The organism is Anaerotruncus sp. 80 (genome assembly GCF_009936115.1).
Lineage (GTDB): Bacteria > Bacillota > Clostridia > Peptostreptococcales > Anaerovoracaceae > Senimuribacter > Senimuribacter intestinalis.
Genome location: NZ_QWES01000008.1, coordinates 74,668 through 98,370, shown reverse-complemented (window position 1 = coordinate 98,370; position 23,703 = coordinate 74,668). Strand labels below are relative to the sequence as shown.

At 42.9% G+C, this 23,703-nt stretch carries 15 protein-coding genes and 1 pseudogene; all 16 read left to right on the top strand.

Annotation, left to right across the window (positions count from 1 at the left end):
• The first annotated feature begins 168 nt into the window (after positions 1-168).
• The 16 genes and pseudogenes from D1155_RS04740 to D1155_RS04660 all read left to right on the top strand — a co-directional run bounded on the left by D1155_RS04740 (position 169) and on the right by D1155_RS04660 (position 23,555).
• Positions 169-567, top strand: a complete 399-nt coding sequence (locus D1155_RS04740) for a hypothetical protein (RefSeq protein WP_160201233.1) — start codon at positions 169-171, stop codon at positions 565-567.
• Positions 564-1,391: a ParA family protein gene (locus D1155_RS04735; RefSeq protein ID WP_160201232.1), complete on the top strand. Its 828-nt coding sequence runs from the start codon at positions 564-566 to the stop codon at positions 1,389-1,391. Before D1155_RS04740 ends, D1155_RS04735 begins: the two co-directional genes overlap by 4 nt.
• The gene (locus D1155_RS04730; protein ID WP_160201231.1) at positions 1,345-2,283 is read left to right on the top strand and encodes a ParB/RepB/Spo0J family partition protein; all 939 of its coding nucleotides are present in this window, start codon (positions 1,345-1,347) and stop codon (positions 2,281-2,283) included. Before D1155_RS04735 ends, D1155_RS04730 begins: the two co-directional genes overlap by 47 nt.
• A 153-nt stretch (positions 2,284-2,436) precedes the next feature.
• Positions 2,437-3,642 carry a fibronectin type III domain-containing protein gene (locus tag D1155_RS04725; protein ID WP_160201230.1) on the top strand — a complete coding sequence of 402 codons (1,206 nt, stop codon included), beginning with the start codon at positions 2,437-2,439 and terminating at the stop codon, positions 3,640-3,642.
• A gap of 387 nt (positions 3,643-4,029) precedes the next feature.
• Positions 4,030-10,866, top strand: a complete 6,837-nt coding sequence (locus D1155_RS04720; RefSeq protein ID WP_160201229.1) for a VaFE repeat-containing surface-anchored protein — start codon at positions 4,030-4,032, stop codon at positions 10,864-10,866.
• 192 nt (positions 10,867-11,058) lie between these two features.
• Entirely contained in the window at positions 11,059-11,526 is a 468-nt protein-coding gene (locus D1155_RS04715; RefSeq protein WP_207709512.1) for a JAB domain-containing protein, read from the top strand.
• Between the two features lie 26 nt (positions 11,527-11,552).
• The gene (locus D1155_RS04710; protein WP_160201307.1) at positions 11,553-12,116 is read left to right on the top strand and encodes an MT-A70 family methyltransferase; all 564 of its coding nucleotides are present in this window, start codon (positions 11,553-11,555) and stop codon (positions 12,114-12,116) included.
• Entirely contained in the window at positions 12,101-12,310 is a 210-nt protein-coding gene (locus tag D1155_RS04705; RefSeq protein ID WP_160201228.1) for a hypothetical protein, read from the top strand. Before D1155_RS04710 ends, D1155_RS04705 begins: the two co-directional genes overlap by 16 nt.
• 830 nt (positions 12,311-13,140) lie before the next feature.
• Entirely contained in the window at positions 13,141-13,491 is a 351-nt protein-coding gene (locus D1155_RS15760) for a TnpV protein (RefSeq protein WP_347560965.1), read from the top strand.
• An 83-nt stretch (positions 13,492-13,574) separates the two neighbouring features.
• Complete coding sequence (locus tag D1155_RS15755; RefSeq protein WP_347560966.1) at positions 13,575-18,611, top strand: N-6 DNA methylase; 5,037 nt, start codon at positions 13,575-13,577, stop codon at positions 18,609-18,611.
• Positions 18,592-18,966, top strand: coding sequence for a TnpV protein (locus D1155_RS04695; RefSeq protein ID WP_160201226.1), 375 nt, complete (start codon positions 18,592-18,594; stop codon positions 18,964-18,966). Before D1155_RS15755 ends, D1155_RS04695 begins: the two co-directional genes overlap by 20 nt.
• A gap of 366 nt (positions 18,967-19,332) precedes the next feature.
• Positions 19,333-21,252 carry a tetracycline resistance ribosomal protection protein Tet(O) gene (gene tet(O) / locus D1155_RS04690; RefSeq protein ID WP_000691758.1) on the top strand — a complete coding sequence of 640 codons (1,920 nt, stop codon included), beginning with the start codon at positions 19,333-19,335 and terminating at the stop codon, positions 21,250-21,252.
• Between the two features lie 51 nt (positions 21,253-21,303).
• Positions 21,304-21,477, top strand: coding sequence for a cysteine-rich KTR domain-containing protein (locus D1155_RS04685; protein WP_002779755.1), 174 nt, complete (start codon positions 21,304-21,306; stop codon positions 21,475-21,477).
• 490 nt (positions 21,478-21,967) lie between these two features.
• Complete coding sequence (locus D1155_RS04670; RefSeq protein WP_105116765.1) at positions 21,968-22,477, top strand: sigma-70 family RNA polymerase sigma factor; 510 nt, start codon at positions 21,968-21,970, stop codon at positions 22,475-22,477.
• Positions 22,478-22,571: 94 nt separating this feature from the next.
• The gene (locus tag D1155_RS04665; RefSeq protein WP_000323895.1) at positions 22,572-22,997 is read left to right on the top strand and encodes a sigma-70 family RNA polymerase sigma factor; all 426 of its coding nucleotides are present in this window, start codon (positions 22,572-22,574) and stop codon (positions 22,995-22,997) included.
• Between the two features lie 83 nt (positions 22,998-23,080).
• Positions 23,081-23,555: pseudogene (locus D1155_RS04660) on the top strand (sigma-70 family RNA polymerase sigma factor).
• Positions 23,556-23,703 lie beyond the last annotated feature (148 nt).

Sequence of the window (23,703 nt, the reverse complement as noted above, 5' to 3'; positions counted from 1 at the left end):
ACTTCGCTTCATTCTTCTGGAAGTTCGCATATCATATTTTTTTAGGGATTCTTATTGATTTACATGAGAAGTAATTTCATATCATAACTTGTTATATTTTATTTATTCAGAAGTAGGTTGAATGACTTACTTCTTTTTTTATTTATAACGTCAAGAGGAGGTAACACAATGCAGATTAAGGAAAAATTTTCAGAGATGCTCCATTATGCTTTGGCGAAGAAGGAGTTTAACAAAAAAGAGGTCGTAGAAAAAACAGATGCTGTTCGAGTATTGGCGAAGATTGTTGCAGAAAAGACGGTGGATGTATTATCGGATAACACCGATAGAGATATTATGGACTTCCTATATGCTGTGCAGGAGGTTTCAGAAGTAGGCGAACATGGTGTTGCGATGGAAATTATACTGCTGGTGTTAAGTTCGGAGGACCTGGAGTATATTCGGCTGTTAGTTGAAGGATTTGTACTTAACGATGAAGAAAGTGAAATGATTTTTATAGAAGAGCTTGTAAATACAGGAACGGATTACTGCTTTTTCAGAAGTATTGGACTGGATGGGGATGAAGCATGAAGACTACGAAAGTGATTGCGATTTGTAACCAAAAGGGCGGTGTTGGAAAGACCACTACGGCAGCCAGTTTAGGTGTGGGTCTAGTCAGAGCAGGAAAAAGAACATTGCTGATTGATGCAGATCCACAAGGTGATCTTACAACTTGCTTAGGCTGGCTTCAAACAGATAAATTAGAAAACACATTAACATCAGCTATGGGAAAGATTATAAAGAAGCAGAAAGGAAATCTGGAAGACGAGATATTACATCATCAGGAGGGCGTAGATCTGGTACCGGCAAATTTAGAATTGTCGGCGATGGAAGTATCCTTAGTGAATGCAATCAGTCGAGAAAGTGTACTTAGAAGATATATCAATAGCGTAAAAGACAACTATGACTATATTTTAATTGACTGTATGCCGTCTTTAGGCATGATTACAGTAAATGCTCTTGCTGCCGCTGATGAAATTATTATACCAGTGCAAGCGAATTATCTGCCGGCAAAAGGCATGACACAGCTGCTGCAGACCATACATCTTATCAAAGAGGATATTAACCCTGACTTAAAGATTCAAGGGATTTTACTAACTTTAGTTGATGGGAGAACCAATCATGCAAAGCAGGTGGAACAGGTTATTCGGCAGAACTACGGCGAACATATTCGGATATTTGAATCCAAGATTCCAGTAGGAGTAAAAGCTGCAGAAGTCAGCGCAAAAGGTCAGAGCCTGTTTGCTTATGATCCAAAGGGCGCAGTAACAAAAGCATACAGAGATTTTGTAAAGGAGGTGCTGCTTTATGGGGAAAGGGAAAGACGAAGAACTCAAGCTGCCCTCACTCGATGATTTGTTTTCCAGCCAGAAAACCAGAGACGAGGCAGGTTCAAGTAAAATTATAGACATACCGATTACAGAGATTGATGATTTTCCAGGTCACCCATTCAAAGTTGTCGATGATGCGGATATGCTGGAACTTTGTGAAAGTATAAAGGGAAGAGGTGTTTTGACCCCGGCAGCCGTTAGAAAAAAGGAAGACGGGCGCTATGAAATGATTGCAGGACATAGGCGTAAAAGGGCATCTGCTTTAGCTGGAATGGAAACATTACGCTGTGAAGTTGTAGAAATTGACCTTGACGCTGCCACCATTATGATGGTAGACAGCAATTTGCAGAGAACTACGATACTTCCAAGTGAAAAGGCTTTTTCTTACAAAATGCGACTTGAAGCTATGAAAAGACAGGGGCAAAGGTCAGATTTAACTTCTGTGCCATTGGCACAGAAGTTAAACAGAAAAACATCGAGACAATTATTGGGTGAACAGGTAGGAGAAAGTCAAGACAATGTTCGCAGATACATCCGATTAACGGAGCTGATACCGGAAATACTTGAACTTGTCGATCAAGGTAAAATCGGTCTTAGACCGGCAGTGGAAATATCATATCTGCCAGAGGATTTACAGAAAGTTTTATTAGACGCAATAAACATGGAAGTCTGTATGCCATCTCATGCACAAGCTATCCGTATGAAAAAACAATTCCAAGAGGAAAAACTTACTCCCGATGCAATCTATATGATTATGCAGGAGGAGAAACCTAATCAAAGGGAACGGATTGTGCTGCATGGAAATCGTGTCAATGAACTGATTCCAAGGACGGTACCAGCAGCAAAGCGGGAGGACTATGTGGTTAAAGCACTTGAATTTTACGGCAAGCATAGAGCAAAAACAAAAGAAAGATAATATATATTTATTACTACCCGAAAGAATAAATTTCTTTTTTCGGATAGTAAATAATATCTAAAAAGTATGTCTCTATACTTGATTTATCTGTGTTCTTTGTTAAACTTAAATTAGGAGTAAAGAATATATCTTAGTTTAAGGAGGAATGGGCAGATGAAAAAGAAGAAATTAATAGCAGTAGCCTTAAGTGCAGCGATGATGCTGACTATGGCAACTCCGACATTTGCAGCAGAAATTCCGTCTGCAGAAGATGTAACTACACTGGTTACTGAAACCGTAAAGGTTACCAAACCATCCAAAGTGCAGGATGTGAAAGTCTTAAAGAACGGATACAAGAGCCTGAAAGTTACTTGGAAGAAAGTAGAGGGTGCTACTAAGTATGAAGTGTATAGAAGCACTACTGGAAAGTCCGGGAGCTTCGCATTAAAGAAAACCACTACCAGTACCTCCTACACAAATACAGGCATTACTTGTGGAAAAACATATTATTATAAAGTTCGTGCCGTAAACAGTAAGGGCAAAGGTAGCTTCTCTGCCACTAAAAGTAGCAAGGTACAGCCTGCAACGCCATCTGTAAAGATTACACTTGGCGGTTCTGATAGCAAGCCATACGACCATACGCCAAAGGTAAGCTGGAAGGCTGTCAGCGGTGCATCCGGATATGAAGTGTACAGAACGATTAAGGGCAAGAACAAGTGGAAAAGAGTTGTAACCACGACTAAGATATCTTATCTTGACAGTTCAAAAGCTGGCTTTCGTTCTTACTATAGATATGAATATAAAGTGCGTTCATATAGAACTGTAAGCAAGAAGAAAGTGTATAGCTACTTTACTTCGCCAAAAGAGTACGTGCCGAACTGGACCATGGATGACCTTATGCCAGAACTGATCGCATACGGCGAGAGCATTAAAGGTAAACGCCTGCAGTACAATCTAGATACAGAAGAGTTTGAACCATATACAGGACCGGAAGGTAAATATTATACTTTGTATCACAAGATTGGGTATATTGAAGATGCAAACAGTGAAACGGGATATAGAGTAGTAAAATGGGGAGATAAAGAAGCAATGAAAGACCCTACTTTTGAAATGTGTACTCCAGAGAATAGTTCTTGGACGGCAGCATTTCCAGAAGTAATCGGATATTACTATACAAAAGAAACTGTACTGAAAGAAGCAAAATCCTTGATTAAGTTCGCAATAGAAAAGGAAATGTATGGCAATCCTGCCTCATGGATGCCGGCAGATGATATGTTCCCGGCTGGATGGATTGGCACTGAAACATTTACAATCTATACTAGAAAAGTATATAACCCATCTGGGCTTGCTAATGGATATATGTTTTGGGTAATGCATTAGAGGTTGATAAAATAGAGAAAATATGATACTCTAAAACTGACAGCAGAATAAAGGAGCCAAGCGGCAGACCCTTCGGAGAGGAGCCTGTATGTCTGACTATGAACTGCTCGTAATCGTGATTATGATTATTGGGCTTGTCAGATGGGATAACCACCGCAAGTAAAAACCGCCTCGGCTCGACCCCGATAAGCGGTTTTTAAAACATTTTTTAAATTCCCAATTGAAGGGCAGCTAGGCTCCTTCTGTTGTTATCAATATTGTATAACAGAATACTTGAAAAAGCAAGGAAAGATTAAATTTAGTCTTTCCTTTTTTAGTGCAAAAAATTCAACGGGTGCAGCAATGCGTCCGTTTTTACATAGATAAAAATCAATGAAGGAGGAACTTATGGGAAAACAAAGAAAATGTGCATGGCTGCGTAAAGGGACAGTGCTGCTTCTTGTATTTGCAATATTTCTTGCATATATGCCGACGCAGAGTATGACCACTTATGCAGCGAGCAAAGGCATTAAGGCATCGGTGTATGATGGCTCGACATTAAAAGGCTCCGATGGAAAACCATATTATCCAAATACTAAAGGCGGTGGATATTACTGGGCGAAATTTTCCAACAAAGCCGGCGATGGTTTTGTTTATCGCTTGGCTAGAGCTTTTTCTGCCAAAAAATCCATTGTTGTTAAGACGAGTAAAGGCACATACCAAGGCTATTGCTTGGAGCATGGCGCCTGGATGAATGCTGGCGCTACCGGATACAGCGCTGATGAGCAGAGTGATTTAATGCATTTGCGCTGGATGAAACCATATAGCGAGAATACGCTAGAAGGTATGCGGCTTGCACTGCTCTTCGGAAAGCAGCCGGGACACACCCAAAAGGATGTACCGGTTGCAGGCTGTAATCTGGACGACTGGTACTGGGCGACCCAGAACATCATCTGGGAGTTTCAGCAGGGGCTTCGGATCTCTGTTGACAGTGGACTAAAAAGCCGTACTGGAAAATATGCGATGAATGCCAACTGGTTTCGGGATACGGTAAAAGGCAGACCGGCAGAAAAGTGTTACAACTGGATGCTTGAACAGATGAAAAAATACAAAAAACAATTGAGTTTTACAGCAAAGGAATCAGGCTTAGTAACCAAAAGACAAACTATTCCAATGACCTTGCAACCGGATGGCATATGGAAAGCTGTGGTAAAGGATAGAAACAAACTGAATCAGGATATTAAGTCTACCAATAAGAATGTGAAAATCAAGCGTAGCGGAAATGAATATACTATTACCTGCAATGTAAACCCGAATACGATTACCAAGCCGATTAAGGCGAACAAGGTAGTAGAAGCAGCGAAGCCGAAAAAGGATTTATTGGTATTCACAACTAATCAGTCCAGTCCGGTTGCAGACTCTAACCATCTGCAGACCGTAGCCACCGGCGGTGATGACCCTGTGGAGCTATATTTCAAATTAGTTGCAGCAAAAGAACCGGAACCAGGCGAACCGGATGAGCCGAAACTGCCGTCCTTTGAACTAGATGTAGAAAAGCTGGACGCCAATACAGGATTTGATGGAGATAATCATACCGGAATGGGCGATGCAGCCCTTGATGCAACCTTTGAACTTTTGGTAGATGGGGAAGTTATAGATACAAAGACATTGGATGTCAACGGCTACAGCGATGAACCATTTTTCTTTATACCATGGGAAGATGTCTCGGAGCTTACGCACAAAACGGTCGAACACCAGGGTGAAAACGCATGGACAGAACATATCTGGACGGGAAGCGTTACAGTAGCGACTAGAGAATCTGCACCGCCGGAAGGTAGATTCCCTGACAAACTTGCAGAGCATAATCATGGAACCATTCAATATGACGCACGTACCAATGAAAAAGGTGAAATGGTTTACAACATCACCTATGAAAACGGCACGTTGACTAATGCAGATGATATAGACCAGGACAATCCGCAGCCAATGCTGGATGATAAAGGTGATAAAGCCTATGTCAATGACAACTTTAGAGGGAAACTGCAGATCGTGAAGACCAAAACCGACCTTGACCCGTTTACACCGGATAACGGCAGCGGCAAGCTGGAATATTCCACTAATTCTAAGTGGACGATTGAGTTAATATCCGGCGGTTATGAGAACCACGAATATATCAGGGTTGTGCCAATCAAGGAAGGAGAACCTGGATATGATGATTATGCAAGCTGCTACCGAGTTGTAAGAGATGACAGCGGCACTCCTGCAGACGAGCAGAATCCGCTGACTGTCAGCAAGTTCGGACAGATTCGTGTAATCGACCTGCCGTATGGCAATTACCTGGTGAAAGAAATTTCCGCAGATTCCAATGGCTATGTGCTAGAATCCCATGAAATCACTGTGACTTATGACGGCGAGCTGATTAGTACGGATACTGACAACGTGCCGAAGAAAAACAAGGTGCAGATCGTGAAAACCAACAGCGAAACCGGTAAAACCGTTCGCCTAAACGAAAATGCGGCTTTCCGTATCAAGTATCTGGGCAACCCAGATATGCCAGACCCGACTACATCTCCGAACTATGGCAAATACCTGCCAAACGGAAGCAGTTATACAGATGGCGGAGAATCTGGAAAGAACAACTATATCTTCAAGTGCAACGCCGAGGGACAGATTGTGCTGCCTTATCAGCTGGAGTATGGCAATTATCAGTTAGAGGAAATTACAGCGCCGGAGGGATATTTTGTAGGGGAATATGACGAAAACGGCGAGGGAAGCTCTGCTGATATGCCGAAAGAATTTGAAGATGCCGTTGTCATTTACGATGCTGACGGCAATAAGGTAACTGACTTTACCGCAAACGGTAAGGTTATTTTTAATAAATATACATTCAGTGTTACCGAGCAGACGCCTCATCAGGACGGTAAAGATTATGTGACATATTATCTAACCGTCCCGATGCCGAACAATCCGGTTAAGGGAAAGATTGAAATTACCAAAAACGGCGAGAGCCTAGCAGGATGGCTAGAGACTAAGTTTAACGGTAACAGCGGATATTCTGCCGTTTGGGATAAGAGCAGATTAAAAGACGCCGCTTTCAATGTTTACGCAGCAGAAGATGTGCTGCAGGTGGACGGCGTACAGAGAATCAAAGCCTTTGATTCTAAAACGGATAAGGAAATCGCTTTAGAAGAAGTGACTCGTGACCACAGCGATAAAGACGGCGCTAAGAGCTTCTGGCAGAAACTCTTAGATACCGGAGAAAAAATTCTGCGCTGGATCGGACTGGATATCGGTGATGATAACGAATGCAAGACAGAATATATCGCTAAGTCAGAAAAGGGTGCCGGATATTCTACGGAATATACGATAAAGGATAAGGAAACAGGCATTACAACCACCTACAAAGTGGATTATTCTATGAGCTATACCAAAGGCGGTATGAATTACACGAATATCCATATAAAGAAAGATATGACCGCCGATGATTATGCAGCCAAAATCGACTATACCACGCCGAAGCTGGAAACAGGCGGAGAAGAAGTTGACATCATGGACCTGATTCTGCCGAACAAGAATATGATAAAGCTGAATCAGGATACTGTCGATGAATACGGTACAGACGATATTAAGGCTAAGATTTTAGAGCCTATGACAGTTGTTTTACCACTGGATGAGGATGCTAAACCGCAGGTACCGGACGGCTGGACACTTGTGAAAAAAGCAGACAAGTATCTGGCAACAAAGGAAGAGACGGCAAACGATGAGGATACCGGAAATCCAGTTACAAATACGCTTTATCAGATTTATGTCAATGACAACGGCACAAAGAAATGGGTAGAATCCGATGAAAACGGCAAGTTTGAAGATGTGAACACACCGAAGAAAGTGCCCGATGGCTTTGACAAGACCGATAAAGAGGGAATGTTCCAGGTAAGCAAAGCTGGTGAAAAAGGAACGCTCTACATGGTATGGGCTGTGGAAGATGGAAAAGGACGCTGGATCAGCTGCGATGCAGACGGCAATTTCCATAAGTCTTATCATCAGGAATATGACTTTACCATCGCACAGCACTTTGATTGTGCAGACGGCTTTGTATTCAGCTGGGATGGTCTGATTGTAGATTCTCTTGCAGATAACAAAGCGCAGACAGCGCAGGCAGTCGTAACAAATCCGTGGGGGACAAAACCGCAGATTACCACGTCTTCCGCCTATGAGCATGAAACAAAGGATAATATCACTACATTTAAGGCACAACCTGCGGACCTTGCACCGGTATATTTCAAAACCAACAACGGTATCAAGACTTCTATGATTTATCAGGGCGGTCAGACTGTTACGACAATATTGGTAAACCAGAGCCAGCTTTATCTTTTCGGGGAAGACAGCAAGCCGGAAGATACGACTTCAACCGAAAAAATCTTCCCGTTAATTGAGTATTCTAATGACGAGGAAACAGAGCTGATTGAATGGTGTAAAGACTTGACACCGGATAACAGTAAGTTTGAGAGAGTATTTGACGACAGCAATTTTGTGAAAGTAGAAAGACTGGAAGTAAGTCCGGATAACAAGGATGAAGTTGCCTATGAAATTACCATTGTAAGCAATAACGAGGATGAAGAGAAGGGATTTAAGGTAACTTACCCGGATTCTACAGTTTTACAGCCGGTGAATGGCACTGATGAGGGCAAGGATGTAGGCAAGTTGCTTTTTACTTCTATTGAAGGAACTATGGTGCATCCGATTGGCAGTCCTGTTGCGACAATTACCACCGATGAAAACGGCATCGCAACAACACCGAACCTGCCTCTTGGCAAATACTATATCCAAGAAGTAAAATCCGGAAACGGTCATATAAATAATGGCGAGTGGAGAGAATTTAACCTGACATATAAAGACCAGTACACACCGATTATCTGGGATGAAGCAACTCTGGATAATGAGGCTGTATCGGTGAAAATCGACCTGCAGAAATTACTTGAAACAGGCTATGAATCCGGCAAGTATCAGCCAGGCGGCGGCGCAGTATTCGGTGTATTTACAGCTGACATGATTGAAGCGGTAACGAAAACTGACAAAGAAATTACAACTAAGCGTATTGATGCAGATTCTTTAGTAGGCACAATTATGATTATGCCGAATGGAAACGGCACTACCACAGTCAAATTACCGCAGGGTAAATACTATGTGAAAGAAATCTCTGCGCCTGCAGGGTATAAATTAAACGGTACGAAATACTATTTTGATGCAGTAGATATCTTATCTGCAGACCAGATTGACTTTGCATATAAGGATATTGGCGTGACCGGTTATGTTACTCAGGACGGTATTGGCAATACTGTTGTGAATATCGAGAGCAAGTATAGCAAACCGATGAATAATCTTAGCATAGACGGTAAAGCGTATGATTTACTGCAGTCTGCTGTAAACGGGAATGTGAACGTAGAAAAGCTGGACGGCAGAACCAGAACGAAGATTGTGGTAACAGCGGGGAAGAGCAGCACTGTTAAATTTGCAAATGGAGCTGCTTTACAGATTATCGCAGATAAAACCGCATATACAGCAGCCTTTGATGGACAAGAACCATCAAAACTGGAGCTTGGCAGTGATACAAATCTCACCAAGGAAACAGACGGCGGAAAAACCATTGTGAAGTACAGCCCGAAAGTTACGAAGACCAACTGGATCAGCGAAGTCGTTTACAAATATGTTGCTCCAAAGAATACTGAAATCGGCGAAGGCGGATGGACAAATGTGCAGCCTGCCAATAGGGTGCTGACTTTGACATCGCCAGAAGGAAGTTCTTCTATAACTGCTTTTGTCGATTACGAATATGGCAGTGCAGATCTGCACTTCTATGACGGAGTTGTAAACAGCATTACAGTAGACGGTGAGTCTGTAGATACCCTTGAAAACGTAACGCTAAAGAGAATCGTTCGCACTCCAGTGATGATTGAAAACCCTGACAATCCGGGGGAAGAAATCCAAAAGACTGACAAGGACGGAAATCCTGTCTTTGATACTAAGGTTAAGGAAACCAGTGCGGTTATCAATTTTGATGACGGCGTATCCTATACCGTGCAGTTTGATGAAGCTGGCAACTTCTATATGGATGCCTCCGGCAGTGTTGATAACAATCTGGAAACAGAGTCTGTTCTGACTGTAGACGGAAGCGACAAGCAGCCAAAGGGCATTAACCTGAAGAACACTACAGCTAAAACTTATGCAAGAAATAATACTTATGCAGGTGTACTCAATATTATTGTCAAAGCAGTAAAGAATGACAGACTACCGGAAGAGCCGACCACACCAGCGGAACCTGGACCTGGTCCGGGCGTACCGTCTATCAAGACCACAGCAAAAGACAGCGATACCAAAGATCATATCGCAAATGCAGATAATAAAATCACCATCATTGACACTGTAGAATACAAAGATTTGACTGTAGGCAAAGAATATGTGATGAAAGGCACGCTGATGAATGCCGAAACCAAGAAACCAATCTTAGTAGGGGGCAAAGAAGTGACTGCAGAAACAAGATTTACCGCAGAAAAGGCAAACGGCAGCATAGACATGAAGTTTACCTTTGACGGCAAAGAACTTGCAGGTGTAACGACAGTTGTCTATGAGAAACTCTTTGTTATGACAGACACAAACGGTGACGGAAAGCCGGATACACCATCTGATAAACCAGTTGCAAAACATGAAGACCCTACGGATGAAGGGCAGACTGTGTACATTCCAGAAATTAAGACTACCGCATCGCATACGGCAACAGGATTGATTACTGATGTAGTAACCTACAAAAACCTGATTCCTGGAAAAGAATACACAGTAACCGGTATCTTGATGGATAAAGAAACCGGAAATCCTGTACTTTGCGATGGCAAACAGATTACAGCTGAGAAAAAGTTCACACCGGAAAAGGCAAACGGCACTATAGAGCTTGAGTTCGGATTTAGAGAAGCTGACCTTTATGGAAAGACTATTGTAGTCTTTGAAAAGGTGAAACTTAACGGAAAACTTGTCGGAAGCCATGAGGATATCAACGATAAAAATCAGACGGTTGAAATCGAAAAGCCAAAAGAACCGAAGGATACTCCGGAAAAACCGGATGTGCCAAGGACAGGTGATACAACACGGATTTTGCCATACATCCTGCTCTTGCTGTTTGAGATTGCAACAGTATCTGTAGTGTTAGCATACAGGAAAAGAGGAGAAAGGAAAGAACATTGTAAGAAGCAATAAGCAGTTTCAGGGAGAGAAAGTCTTTCATTGCAGGGACTTTCTCTTTTGTAATAGAAAGGAGCAGGAATATGGATATGAATTTTGAGGAACTGAGAGCATTCATTGAAAGTTTGTCAGAGCCTACGGTTATAATTATTGAATTTCAGGCAGAGAAAGATAATGGAAATGGAATACAACGGTGAATTAAAGACAGTGAAAGTCAGGTTAGTGGAAGATACAAGTATCTTTTCAGCTAAAGAGATTAGCAGTCCAGAAGCTGCAGTTGAAGTGATGAAAGAGGAGCTGGCGAAATATGATAGAGAGGTGTTTTGTGTTTTGAACCTAAACACTGATGGCAGTGTTCTAAATATGAATGTTATAAGCATGGGGGCGCTATCCAGCACCCTTATACACCCACGAGAAGTATTCAAAGCCAGTATTTTATCGAATGCCGCTGCAATTATAGCGTTCCATAATCATCCCAGTGGAAATCCAACACCTTCAAGGGAAGACCGTGAAACAACCAGAAGACTTGTAGAGTGTGGAGAACTTCTGGGCATCGAGCTGGTCGATCATATTATTGTAGGAGCGCGAAGTCAGAAATACTACAGCTTTTGTGAACATGATGAGTTTGAGGAATCCCATGGAAGAAGGCGAAGCGGAGCGGTATATGAACGATAGAGGAAGATTTCAGAAAGAAGGCGCATATAAAAAAGTATCAAGTTATTTATGCGGATCCGCCATGGCAGTATCAGAGAAATACTGCATCCGGCGCAGCAGAAAAGCATTATCCAACGATGAAAACCTGTGATTTGTGCAGGCTTCCTGTTAACGAATTAGCCGATAAGAACTGCACCCTGTTCATGTGGACAACCTTTCCCATGATACCGGATGCACTCGAGCTGGTTAACGCCTGGGGCTTTCTGTATAAAACCGTTGCTTTTGTCTGGGTAAAACGGAATCGCAAAAGCGAAGGCTGGTTCTGGGGCTTAGGCGGCTGGACACGCAGTAATGCGGAAATTTGTCTGTTAGCAACAAAGGGAAAGCCAAAGCGGATATCTGCCAGCGTACACCAGATTATAGACAGCCCGGTAGAGGCGCACAGCAAAAAGCCGGAACTGGCCAGGGAAAAGATTATTGAACTGCTAGGAGAAGTGCCTAGAGTGGAATTGTTTGCCCGGCAGAGGCCGAAAGGCTGGGATGCATGGGGAAATGAGATTACAAGTGACTTTATTTTAGAAGAAAGAGGAAAAGTATGGATCGAAAACTGAATCAGAGAATATTGAATCGGGTAATTGATGCAGGCTGCAAAACAGAAAAGGATATTGAGAACTTAACGATGGCAGAGGTGCTGCGGATTCCCGGAATTACAAAGGGCGATATGATATTGATTACAAAGCTGCAAGCTGCGGTAAAGGAAAAACGGCTGATTCTTTTCCTTGCAGGTATGGAACAAGAGGAATAAGTATATGGGAAGTAAAGTTAATCTGATTCACGAGCTGTATGATGAAACCAGCAGACGGGTATCTTCCAGTAAAGATGAATGGAAAGGGTTCTTAGAAACTGCGGGTTTCAATTTCAAGCTGCGGTTTGACGAACAGCTTCTCCTCTACGCCCAAAAGCCGGACGCTACAGCTGTACTTGAAATTGAAAAATGGAATTACAGGTTTCACAGGTGGGTGAATAAAGGGGCAAAGGGGATTGCTGTCTTTGATGATTATGTAAGCGGACAGCAGAGACTAAAACATTACTTTGACATTTCCGATACACATAAGAGGTGGGGCGGCGCAGAAGTTCCTCTTTGGAATATGGATGTTAAATATGAAGAAGAAGTCATCGAAGCTCTGGAAGCCGTATATGGTGAACTGGTGGAAAAAGACAGTCTGCTGCAGGCGATTTTATGTGCCGCAGAAAACGGAGCAGAGGATCATTTTGATGCATACTTTGAGGTCTTGTCAGAAGTAAAAATAAACAGCTTTTTAGAGGAGCTAGATGAGGATAATCTGGCTGCTGCTTTTCGGGAAATTATTGCGGAAAGTGTCGCATATATGATTGGAAAGCGGCTTCGCGTAGAAGACGTGCATTTTGATGAAGATTCTTTCAGATGGCTCAGCCAGTTTAATACGAAGGATACCTTGAATGCCCTGGGATACGCGGTCAGCGACATTGCCGAGATGGGACTTTCGGAAATAGCAAAGACTATCAGAAGCATAGAAAGAGAAAATCGCACATTTGCAAAAACAGAATCCCAAGGATATAATCAGGAAAAAGAAAGTAAGGCGAGGAGGAAAAAAGATGAAACTGACCTACACAGAGAAAAACGGATACCTGTATCCGGACATCGAAATGCCGAAAGAACAGAAAGTACACCTGGGCATCTGGGCAGCAAGGAGAAAGAACTATCTGATGCAGTACAAGAAAGTGATGTACTACAATCTGCTGACTTCCTGCGAGCTGAACAGCCATCTAGCGGAAATCGAGGAATCAGCGCAGCAGATGATGGAAGCGATGATAGAACAGATGATGGAACGCGAGGGACTGACCGAGAACCTGAAAGAGACAGAACCGATGAAGTGGACCGCACTGATGAACAATATCAGACAGGCAGCCAGGGAAGCAGTACTGAACGATTTGATTTACAGTTAGAATACTTTGACCGAAGAACGGAGGACAAAAGTCTTCCGTTTTTTAATACTGATAAGGTGACGAAAGCGATTCACCAGTTTTCCATGGAGGAACTTTTTGAACTTGAAACGCTGTATCAGGAGCTGGATAATCCGAATGAAAGAATCGGCAAGCTAAAGCTGTTTTTTTCAAACAAGGTGCAGGAAGAATCACCCTATGGGTGGAAACTTTACGAAAATGTACTTTTCCTTTATGAAGGCTCTTTAGAATCTCCAGTCAGCGGTGCCTATTACGACTGGAGCGTGATTGAAAGTCATATTGAGGGGATGATTACTGTTGGAGAGCTTTATCATGAAATTTCTCATACAGATTTTACTTTTTCGCAGGAACTCATAGATTTTGCGCTGACAAGAGGAAGTAACATTGAACACAGCAAGTTCCGAATCTACGAGCAGTTTCAAAAGAGTCTGTCACAAAAGGAGAATGCAGACTTTTTGAAGAAAGAGTATGGCTGGGGTGGAACTTCCAGCATAAAAGCAGGGACCGGCATTGGAGAGGATCATAACAGCAAGGGGATTGAGCTGCATCGTGGATATATGCCGGAGGCTCCAAGGATATTTTTGAAGTGGGCGGATGCAGCAAAGAGAATTGAACTGCTAGTAAAAACTGAAAGATACCTTAATCGCAGGGAACTAGAGGAATATCCTAAATGGCTTGAGCGTGAAGAAGAACGAAGACAGCTGCGACGAGCCGAAAGAGAAAAAAGTCAGGCTGTTGAAATTAGGTATGACTACCATCTTGGTGATACGGTGTATCTGGGAGCCAGTGAATATGAAATCCTGGCTGTCGATGATGAAACGGTTAGACTTTACGACAAAGACTGTCCACTGATTAATCAGGAACTTTCAAGGGAAATCTTTGAAAGAAGGGTAAGAGAAAACCCGGCAAACAATCATCTGATACAAAAGGACGAAGCCTCGAAAGCTGAGCTTTTAGAGCAGGAAAAAGAAGAAGCAGAAAGCCAGGTCGAACCAAATGAACGGGAGAAACCGGAAAAAAAGGAGGCAGAGAAGCAGACAGAATCAAACGCTCCGGAAGAACTTACAGAAATAAATGAAAGTCTATCAGAAGATCATGAAGAAGTTCTTCCAGCGCCGCCTGAAAAGAAACGGCAGGAGAAAGCAGGGACTTTTGACCTGCATCCAGAGATTCCTCTGGCAGAGCGTATAAACTTTGACCTTACTTCTCATGAGGTGCAGGCAGCAGGGAAGAAAGAGCGCTTTCGCAGAAACATGGACGCCATCAGGGTGCTGAAATCGTGTGAATCGGAGAACCGGTTTGCTGCGCCGCAGGAACAGGAAGTTTTGTCAAAGTATGTTGGCTGGGGCGGAATTCCGGAAGCATTTGAAGGACATAACAGCGCATGGGCAAGTGAATTTGCAGAGCTTTATGAAACCCTTTCTCCGGAGGAATACGCAGAAGCCCGGGAAAGCACCCTGACCGCTTTTTATACGCCGCCGGAAGTCATACAGGCAGTCTACAAGGTCTTGGAAAATATGGGTTTTCAGACGGGAAATATTTTAGAGCCGTCCTGCGGAACAGGAAACTTTATCGGTCTTTTGCCGCCATCTATGCAGGGAAGCAAGGTATATGGCATTGAGATAGACAGCATTTCAGCTGAGATTTCTCAGCAGCTTTACCAAAAGGCGTCAATCGCCGCACAGGGCTTTGAGGAGGTGAGTCTTCCGGACAGCTTCTTTGATGCTGCTGTGGGAAATGTACCTTTCGGAGATTTTAAGGTGTTTGATAAGAAATATGACAAGCATAATTTTCTCATTCACGACTATTTCTTTGCAAAGACACTCGACAAGGTTAGACCGGGCGGTGTCATTGCTTTCATCACCTCAAAGGGTACTTTAGACAAGGCAAATCCAAAGGTAAGAAAATATATCGCGCAGAGGGCAGAGCTTCTTGGAGCAGTCAGACTGCCCAATAATACTTTTACGAAAAATGCCGGAACAGAAGTGACATCCGACATTCTTTTTTTGCAGAAAAGAGACAGGCTCATAGACATTGAACCGGAGTGGGTTTACCTTGATAAAGATGAAAATGGCATCGAAATGAACAGTTACTTTGTTGCGCATCCGGAAATGATTCTGGGCGAAATGAAGGTGGTAAGCGGCAGATTCGGGGAAGAAAGCGCCTGCGTTCCTTTTGAAAAAGCAGACCTAAAGGAGCTTTTAGAAACTGCAGTTACCAATATTCATGGAACATTTGAAGAACAGGAGATAGAGGAAGTTGAAGCGGAAGTTTACAGTATTCCAGCAGATCCCGATGTCAGAAATTTTTCCTTTACGGTAGTAGATGGAGAAATCTATTTCAGAGAAAATTCTCGTATGTACCGGACGGAAGTATCAGAAACTGCAAAGAACAGAATCAAGGGATTGATTTCCCTTCGTGAAAGCGTCAGACGGCTGATAGACTTGCAGACGGAAGGTTATCCGGACAGTGAAATCAGAAGAGAACAGGAGAACCTGAACAGACTGTACGATGCCTTTACTAAGAAGTACGGCATGATAAACAGCAGAGGTAATAGCACCGCTTTTTCTGAGGACAGCTCTTACTATCTTCTTTCCGCCCTTGAAATCCTCGACTCTGATGGAAATCTGATTCGCAAAGCAGATATGTTTTCCAAACGAACCATCAAGCCGCATACACCGGTAACTGTAGTTGACACAGCCAGTGATGCTCTTGCACTTTCCATCGGCGAAAAAGCCTGCGTGGATATGGCGTATATGGAGGAACTTACCGGAAAAGAGGAAAGTGAGCTTTGTGAAGCACTGAAAGGCGTTATCTTTTTGAATCCTCTGTATGAATCTGGAAGCAGTGAAGCCAAGTATCTGATGGCAGACGAATACCTGTCTGGCAATGTTCGAGAAAAACTTGTTATAGCGAGAAAAGCTGCGGCAGCGTCTTTGCAGGAGTACGCCGTGAATGTGGAAGCTCTTGAAAAGGTGCAGCCCAAAGATTTGACTGCAGGTGAAATCAGTGTCCGTCTAGGTGCCACCTGGCTGCCGGTTGATGTGGTGTCAGACTTTATGTTTGAACTTCTCTCTACGCCGAGATATATCCAGTGGAAGATGAAAGTGCATTACTCAGAGTACACAGGCGAGTGGAGAATCGAGGGTAAAAATACCGATAAGTCAAATGTAAAGGTTCATAAGACCTATGGGACAAATCGTATCAATGCTTACAAAATTATTGAAGAAACATTAAACCTGAAAGATGTCAGGATTTATGACTATGAGGTGGATGCAGATGGCAAAAGGACAGCAGTATTAAATACAAAAGAAACGGCAATTGCGCAGAGCAAGCAGGAGCAGATAAAAAAGGCATTTACTGACTGGATATGGAAGGAGCCTGAGAGACGAGAGCGTCTGATAAAACTGTATAACGAGAAATTTAATTCCGTAAGAACAAGAGAATATGACGGAAGCCATATCATCTTCAGCGGCATGAATCCTGAAATTACCCTTAGAAAACATCAGGTCAACGCCATTGCCCACATTTTATATGGTGGAAATACCCTGCTTGCTCATGCGGTAGGGGCAGGAAAGACCTTTGAAATGGTGGCAGCGGCAATGGAATCCAAGCGGCTGGGACTTTGCAGCAAGTCCATGTTTGTCGTTCCTAATCATCTTACGGAGCAGTGGGCGGCAGAGTTTCTGCAGCTTTATCCATCTGCCAATATCCTTGTTGCAACGAAGAAAGACTTTCTACGGAAAAACAGAAAGCGATTCTGCGGCAAAATTGCGACAGGAGAATATGACGCTGTCATTATTGGACATACACAATTTGAAAAAATCCCTATGAGTGTAGAGCGGCAAAAAGCTATGCTGGAAAAGCAGCTTGACGAAATTGTGATGGGAATCAGTGAATTAAAGGGAAATAACGGGGAGCGGTTTTCCATAAAGGCACTTGAGAAAAGTAAAAAGCAGCTGAAATTGAAGCTTGAAAAACTCAATGACCAGAGCAGAAAAGACGATGTAGTGACCTTTGAGGAGCTTGGTGTAGATAGGCTCTTTGTCGATGAAAGTCATTACTACAAGAATCTGTTCCTCTATACCAAAATGCGAAATGTAGGGGGAATCGCCCAGACGGAAGCACAAAAATCAAGTGACTTATTTATGAAATGCAGATATCTTGATGAGATGACAGGCGGCAAAGGTATTGTATTTGCTACTGGAACGCCTATCAGCAATTCCATGGTGGAACTGTATACTATACAGCGGTATTTGCAGTATGAAACACTTCAAAGAAGCGGTTTGCAGCATTTTGACGCATGGGCTTCCACTTTTGGAGAAACAGTTACGGCAATTGAGCTTGCACCGGAAGGAACCAGCTATAGAGCGAAAACACGATTTGCCAAATTCTATAACCTGCCGGAACTGATGAGTATGTTTCGTGAGGTTGCCGATATTCAGACTGCTGATACTTTGAATTTGCCAGTGCCAAAAGCAAACTATCACAATATCTCGGTAAAGCCCTCTGCCTTTCAAAAAGAGATGGTAGCAAAACTTTCCGAACGAGCAGACAGAGTTAGAAACAGAATGGTTGATGCGAGAACAGACAATATGCTGAAAATAACGAACGATGGCAGAAAGCTGGCGCTTGACCAGCGCATGATGGGAGAGCTGATACCGGATTTTGAGGGGAGTAAACTCAATGCCTGCGTTGAAAATATTTTTCACACATGGGAAAAGCATAAGGAAAAAAGCCTGACGCAGCTTGTATTTTGTGATCTCTCCACACCGAAAGGAGACGGCGCTTTTAATGTATATGATGATATGAAAAAGAAACTTGTACAGAAGGGAATTCCTGAGGATGAGGTTAGATTCATCCATGAAGCGAATTCTGAAACGAAGAAAAAAACTTTATTTTCAAAAGTACGGCAGGGGAAAGTGAGAGCACTTTTCGGCTCTACTCAGAAGATGGGAGCGGGGACGAATGTACAGACAAAACTTGTTGCACTCCATGATGTCGATTGTCCATGGAGACCGTCGGATGTAGGACGGATTTTGCGGACATTCAAAATAAAAAAGAATGTGGAGGTAACAGACAATGGCAAAGACGATTTTTGAGGAACTGGGCGGCAAATATGAGCGGCAAGGAGATTATTTAATACCGTGCTTAACTGTACCCGCCGAAGAAGAACAGCCGATAGGCACATGGGGGCAACGACATCTGAATTATCTGAAGCAGTACCGTAAGGTTACATACACCAATCTTCTCACAAGCGGCAGGCTCAACGCTTATCTTGCCGACATCGACAGACAGGCACAGGAACGCTTTGAAAGGCTCATAGAGGGTATGAAACAGGCACAGGGCATAACGGAACAGCTAAAGGCAGAAAACGCCTTAGAATGGACAGGATGCCTCAATAACATAAGGGCTTGTGCGAGGGAGATTGTGGAAAAGGAAATTATTTTTGCATAAACAGATGATTAGTGGCAGGGGGAAATCCTGCCGCTTTTTCTGCTTTAGTTTGTCAGCTTGACAAATAAAGGGTTAAGGAATATAATTAGATTCAGTATTATACAAGGAGTTAATAAATATGCGGCAAGGTATTCTTAAATAAACTGTCAATTTGATAGTGGGAACAAAAAGTAGCAGTCCCGTTTCACTTTTAATATGGGGCTTAGTTTTTTGTACCCAGTTTAAGAATACTTTTATCATGTAATTTTATATGCCCGAAAACATATAAGTGTTTTGGGGCTATTGGAGTTATTTACCCAGTGATAGGAGTATTTATCACTGGGTATTTTTATGCCCTTTTTTGGGTGTTGATAGGAGGAAAATCACATGAAAATAATTAACTTAGGCATTCTGGCTCACGTTGACGCAGGAAAGACAACATTAACGGAAAGTTTATTGTATACCAGTGGTGCAATTGCAGAACTAGGGAGCGTAGATGAAGGCACAACAAGGACAGATACAATGAATTTGGAGCGTCAAAGGGGAATCACTATCCAGACAGCAGTGACATCTTTTCAGTGGGAGGATGTAAAAGTCAACATTATAGATACGCCAGGCCATATGGATTTTTTGGCGGAAGTATACCGTTCTTTATCCGTATTAGACGGAGCAGTATTATTAGTTTCTGCAAAGGATGGCATACAGGCACAGACCCGTATACTGTTTCATGCACTACAGATAATGAAGATTCCGACAATTTTTTTCATCAATAAAATTGACCAAGAGGGGATTGATTTGCCAATGGTATATCGGGAAATGAAAGCAAAGCTTTCTTCGGAAATTATAGTGAAGCAAAAGGTTGGGCAGCATCCCCATATAAATGTAACGGACAATGACGATATGGAACAGTGGGATGCGGTAATTATGGGAAACGATGAACTATTAGAGAAATATATGTCAGGGAAACCGTTTAAAATGTCAGAACTGGAACAGGAAGAAAACAGGAGATTCCAAAACGGAACGTTATTTCCCGTTTATCACGGAAGCGCTAAAAACAATCTGGGGATTCGGCAGCTTATAGAAGTAATTGCCAGTAAATTTTATTCATCAACGCCTGAAGGTCAATCTGAACTATGCGGGCAGGTTTTTAAGATTGAATATTCAGAGAAAAGGCGGCGTTTTGTTTATGTGCGTATATATAGCGGAACATTGCATTTGAGGGATGTTATTAGAATATCTGAAAAAGAGAAAATAAAAATCACAGAGATGTGTGTTCCGACAAACGGTGAATTATATTCATCCGATACAGCCTGCTCTGGTGATATTGTAATTTTACCAAATGATGTTTTGCAGCTAAACAGTATTTTGGGGAACGAAATACTGTTGCCGCAGAGAAAATTTATTGAAAATCCTCTCCCTATGCTCCAAACAACGATTGCAGTAAAGAAATCTGAACAGCGGGAAATATTGCTTGGGGCACTTACAGAAATTTCAGATGGCGACCCTCTTTTAAAATATTATGTGGATACTACAACGCATGAGATTATACTTTCTTTTTTGGGGAATGTGCAGATGGAAGTCATTTGTGCCATCCTTGAGGAAAAATATCATGTGGAGGCAGAAATAAAAGAGCCTACTGTTATATATATGGAAAGACCGCTTAGAAAAGCAGAATATACCATCCACATAGAAGTCCCGCCAAATCCTTTCTGGGCTTCTGTCGGGTTGTCCATAGAGCCGCTCCCTATTGGAAGCGGAGTGCAGTATGAAAGCAGAGTTTCACTTGGATATTTAAATCAATCGTTCCAAAATGCGGTTATGGAGGGGGTTCTTTATGGCTGCGAGCAGGGGCTGTATGGATGGAAAGTGACAGACTGTAAAATCTGTTTTGAATATGGATTGTATTATAGTCCTGTAAGTACCCCCGCAGACTTTCGGCTGCTTTCCCCTATCGTATTGGAGCAGGCTTTAAAAAAAGCAGGGACAGAACTATTAGAGCCATATCTCCACTTTGAAATTTATGCACCGCAGGAATATCTCTCACGGGCGTATCATGATGCTCCAAGGTATTGTGCAGATATTGTAAGTACTCAGATAAAGAATGACGAGGTCATTCTGAAAGGAGAAATCCCTGCTAGATGTATTCAAGAATACAGGAACGATTTAACTTATTTCACAAATGGGCAGGGAGTCTGCTTGACAGAGTTAAAAGGATACCAGCCAGCTATTGGTAAATTTATTTGCCAACCCCGCCGCCCGAATAGCCGTATAGATAAGGTTCGGCATATGTTCCACAAGTTAGCTTAACAGCTTGCAAAAGTCATATAAAATGAGATTTGAAAGGATTAGAGACTAATTATGATGAAATGCGAATGGATATTGTGTCCTGTTTGTGGGAGCAAAACCCGTAATAAAATTAGGAAGGACACTGTTTTGGAGAATTATCCCCTTTATTGTCCAAAATGCAGACAAGAAAGATTGATTAAAGTTGACAACTTGAAGATAACTGTCATCAAAGAGCCAGACGCTTAAGACGCAGAGCCGATGAAATTGTGGAACAATTCACGAATCATCGGCTCTTTTTGTTTCGTATTTGAAAGAACAAACTCACCAAATAAAAAAAACGATATTCGGGTGGGTTATTTTGTTATACCCTAAATTACCCTCTGAATTTGTTTTTAAATTTGGAGGGATTTTTTTATGTCCTTTTTTCGGGCAGTTATCTATCTGCTCATACGAAGCAAAATTTATCAATACATAGTATATCAGAGAACGGCAGGAAACCAGTTAAAAAAATTTCTGCCAGTGCAACGGTACTTCTCACCTTGAAAGTAGAAGTACAATCTCCATACAATAGAATTACTATTTCCTATAACCGTAAAGGTCACAGAGCCTTTGCGGTTTTTCTTTTGTCGATTTTTGTTGGAAAGTGCCGTAGGGCTGTTTCTGATATGCGGTGTCGTTCTCCGCCTCTCCATCTGGATTTTTTACATTTCAAAAATTCAGATGGGAGGTATTTATGGTGAAATATGCACCAAGAAAGGTATATATCAGAGAAAGTGGCGGCTATGTGGAATTATCCTACACGGAGTTCTGCCGTTGCAGGGAATCCGACCAGACCTATATGGACAAGCTGTTTATCCCCATTCAAGGCTGTCTGCTTGAAGTCGTGAGGGAGCAATACACAGACTTCTACCGTGACAAGGAACGGTGGCGTTATCTGCAAAAATTAGATACAAAGAATAGACTGCTATCTCTCGACGGATTTACGGACAGCGAGGGGAATCCTCTGGACTTTATCACTGATGAAGCGGTGGACATTGCAGAAACCGTTGTCAATGCGGTCATGGTGGACAGGCTGAAAGCCGCCCTGCCTTTGCTGTCGGATAGTGAACAGGAGCTGATACAGGCAATCTTTTTTGACGGACTTTCCGAGCGTGAAGTCGGGGCGAGGTTGGGCATAACCCAGAGCGTTGTAAACAAACGCAAAGCCAGAATCCTAATAAAACTAAGAAAGATAATAGAAAATTAAAATTTAAGGCGTTCAGCCCCCTTGTTTTTTCCTTTGGGAAGATGAGGGGGCTTTTCTCTGCCCTCTCAATCAATTCTGATTGGAGGAAGTAAGAATGGCATACAACCACGGACGGGAGGACAGGAAATGGCGTATCTGGAAAGAAGCGGAGGAAAAGCTGCTGCGTGAGTGCGGCGTTGATGAAGCGACCATTGAGCAGATACGCATGGCGGACAGGGCAGACTTCAATTCCAACAGGCGGTTTTACCGATGGACGAATGACGTTGCGGAATATCTTGAGGACATGGCAGGCAGGGAGCGGCAGGCGGAAGTGGGTACGGTTGCGGAGTTACTGGAAGAGATTGAGAGCGAAAATCTCTATCAAGTATTAGTCACGGTGGACGGGCGTACCTTGAAAATCGTCCTGCTGAAAATGCAGGGGTATTCCACAAAGGAGATTGCCCCGCTTGTGCATTTGACGACTGGTGCCATCTATGCGAGGTTAGACCATCTGCGGAAGAAGCTGCGGAAAATTTTATAGCTTCTAAAACAGCCTGCCATCCTGCGGGCTACTGGGTGAGGGATGGAAATCCCCTCACTCATTTTTTGCAGGAGGACAACAGGATGGCATACAGGGTTAAGGCATACACGCTTCGGGAGGAATCCACGGAAAGCGGCACAAGGTATTTTATCAGCTTTAAGGACGGGCAGGGCAAATCCCACGAGTTGGAAGTGTCGGAACAGTTCTTTATGGAGTTTCGGCAGATGGAGCGCAGGAACAGGAATCTTTTCTAATGGGACGAGCGGCACAGGGAGTTTAACGAGGTATGGGACGAAACCCTTTACAGACGGGCGTTGCGTGTGCCTAAGAGCCTTGATGAACGCATGGTTGAGGAAGAACGGAATGAAACGCTCTATAAGGCGGTTGGGAGCCTTCCAGAGATACAAAGGCGGCGTTTCCTGCTCTACTACGAGTATGAGTTCAATTTTTACCAAATCGCCGCTATGGAGCATTGCACCGCTTCGGCAATACAGAAATCTGTTGCGATTGCAAAGGAGAAAGTAAAGGCGGAAATTGAAGAAATATCTCCAACCGTGACCGACACCGCCCGAAAAAGAAATCTGTTTTTTATTTGTGTGGGATTGGCGGCATTACATACTCTCACTTTTTTCCGTGGGAGTAAATCTATTTTTAAGGAGGTCAACGCCTATGTGCAACGAAAACAAAGACACCGCCCGAAAGGAGG

What these genes read in the sequence shown, in the direction of transcription:
- D1155_RS04740 (WP_160201233.1), top strand. Translation starts at nt 169, where the DNA reads ATGCAGATTAAGGAAAAATTTTCAGAGATGCTCCATTATGCTTTGGCG.
- D1155_RS04735 (WP_160201232.1), top strand. Translation starts at nt 564, where the DNA reads ATGAAGACTACGAAAGTGATTGCGATTTGTAACCAAAAGGGCGGTGTT.
- D1155_RS04730 (WP_160201231.1), top strand. Translation starts at nt 1,345, where the DNA reads ATGGGGAAAGGGAAAGACGAAGAACTCAAGCTGCCCTCACTCGATGAT.
- D1155_RS04725 (WP_160201230.1), top strand. Translation starts at nt 2,437, where the DNA reads ATGAAAAAGAAGAAATTAATAGCAGTAGCCTTAAGTGCAGCGATGATG.
- D1155_RS04720 (WP_160201229.1), top strand. Translation starts at nt 4,030, where the DNA reads ATGGGAAAACAAAGAAAATGTGCATGGCTGCGTAAAGGGACAGTGCTG.
- D1155_RS04705 (WP_160201228.1), top strand. Translation starts at nt 12,101, where the DNA reads ATGGATCGAAAACTGAATCAGAGAATATTGAATCGGGTAATTGATGCA.
- D1155_RS15760 (WP_347560965.1), top strand. Translation starts at nt 13,141, where the DNA reads ATGAAACTGACCTACACAGAGAAAAACGGATACCTGTATCCGGACATC.
- D1155_RS15755 (WP_347560966.1), top strand. Translation starts at nt 13,575, where the DNA reads ATGGAGGAACTTTTTGAACTTGAAACGCTGTATCAGGAGCTGGATAAT.
- D1155_RS04695 (WP_160201226.1), top strand. Translation starts at nt 18,592, where the DNA reads ATGGCAAAGACGATTTTTGAGGAACTGGGCGGCAAATATGAGCGGCAA.
- D1155_RS04685 (WP_002779755.1), top strand. Translation starts at nt 21,304, where the DNA reads ATGATGAAATGCGAATGGATATTGTGTCCTGTTTGTGGGAGCAAAACC.
- D1155_RS04665 (WP_000323895.1), top strand. Translation starts at nt 22,572, where the DNA reads ATGGCATACAACCACGGACGGGAGGACAGGAAATGGCGTATCTGGAAA.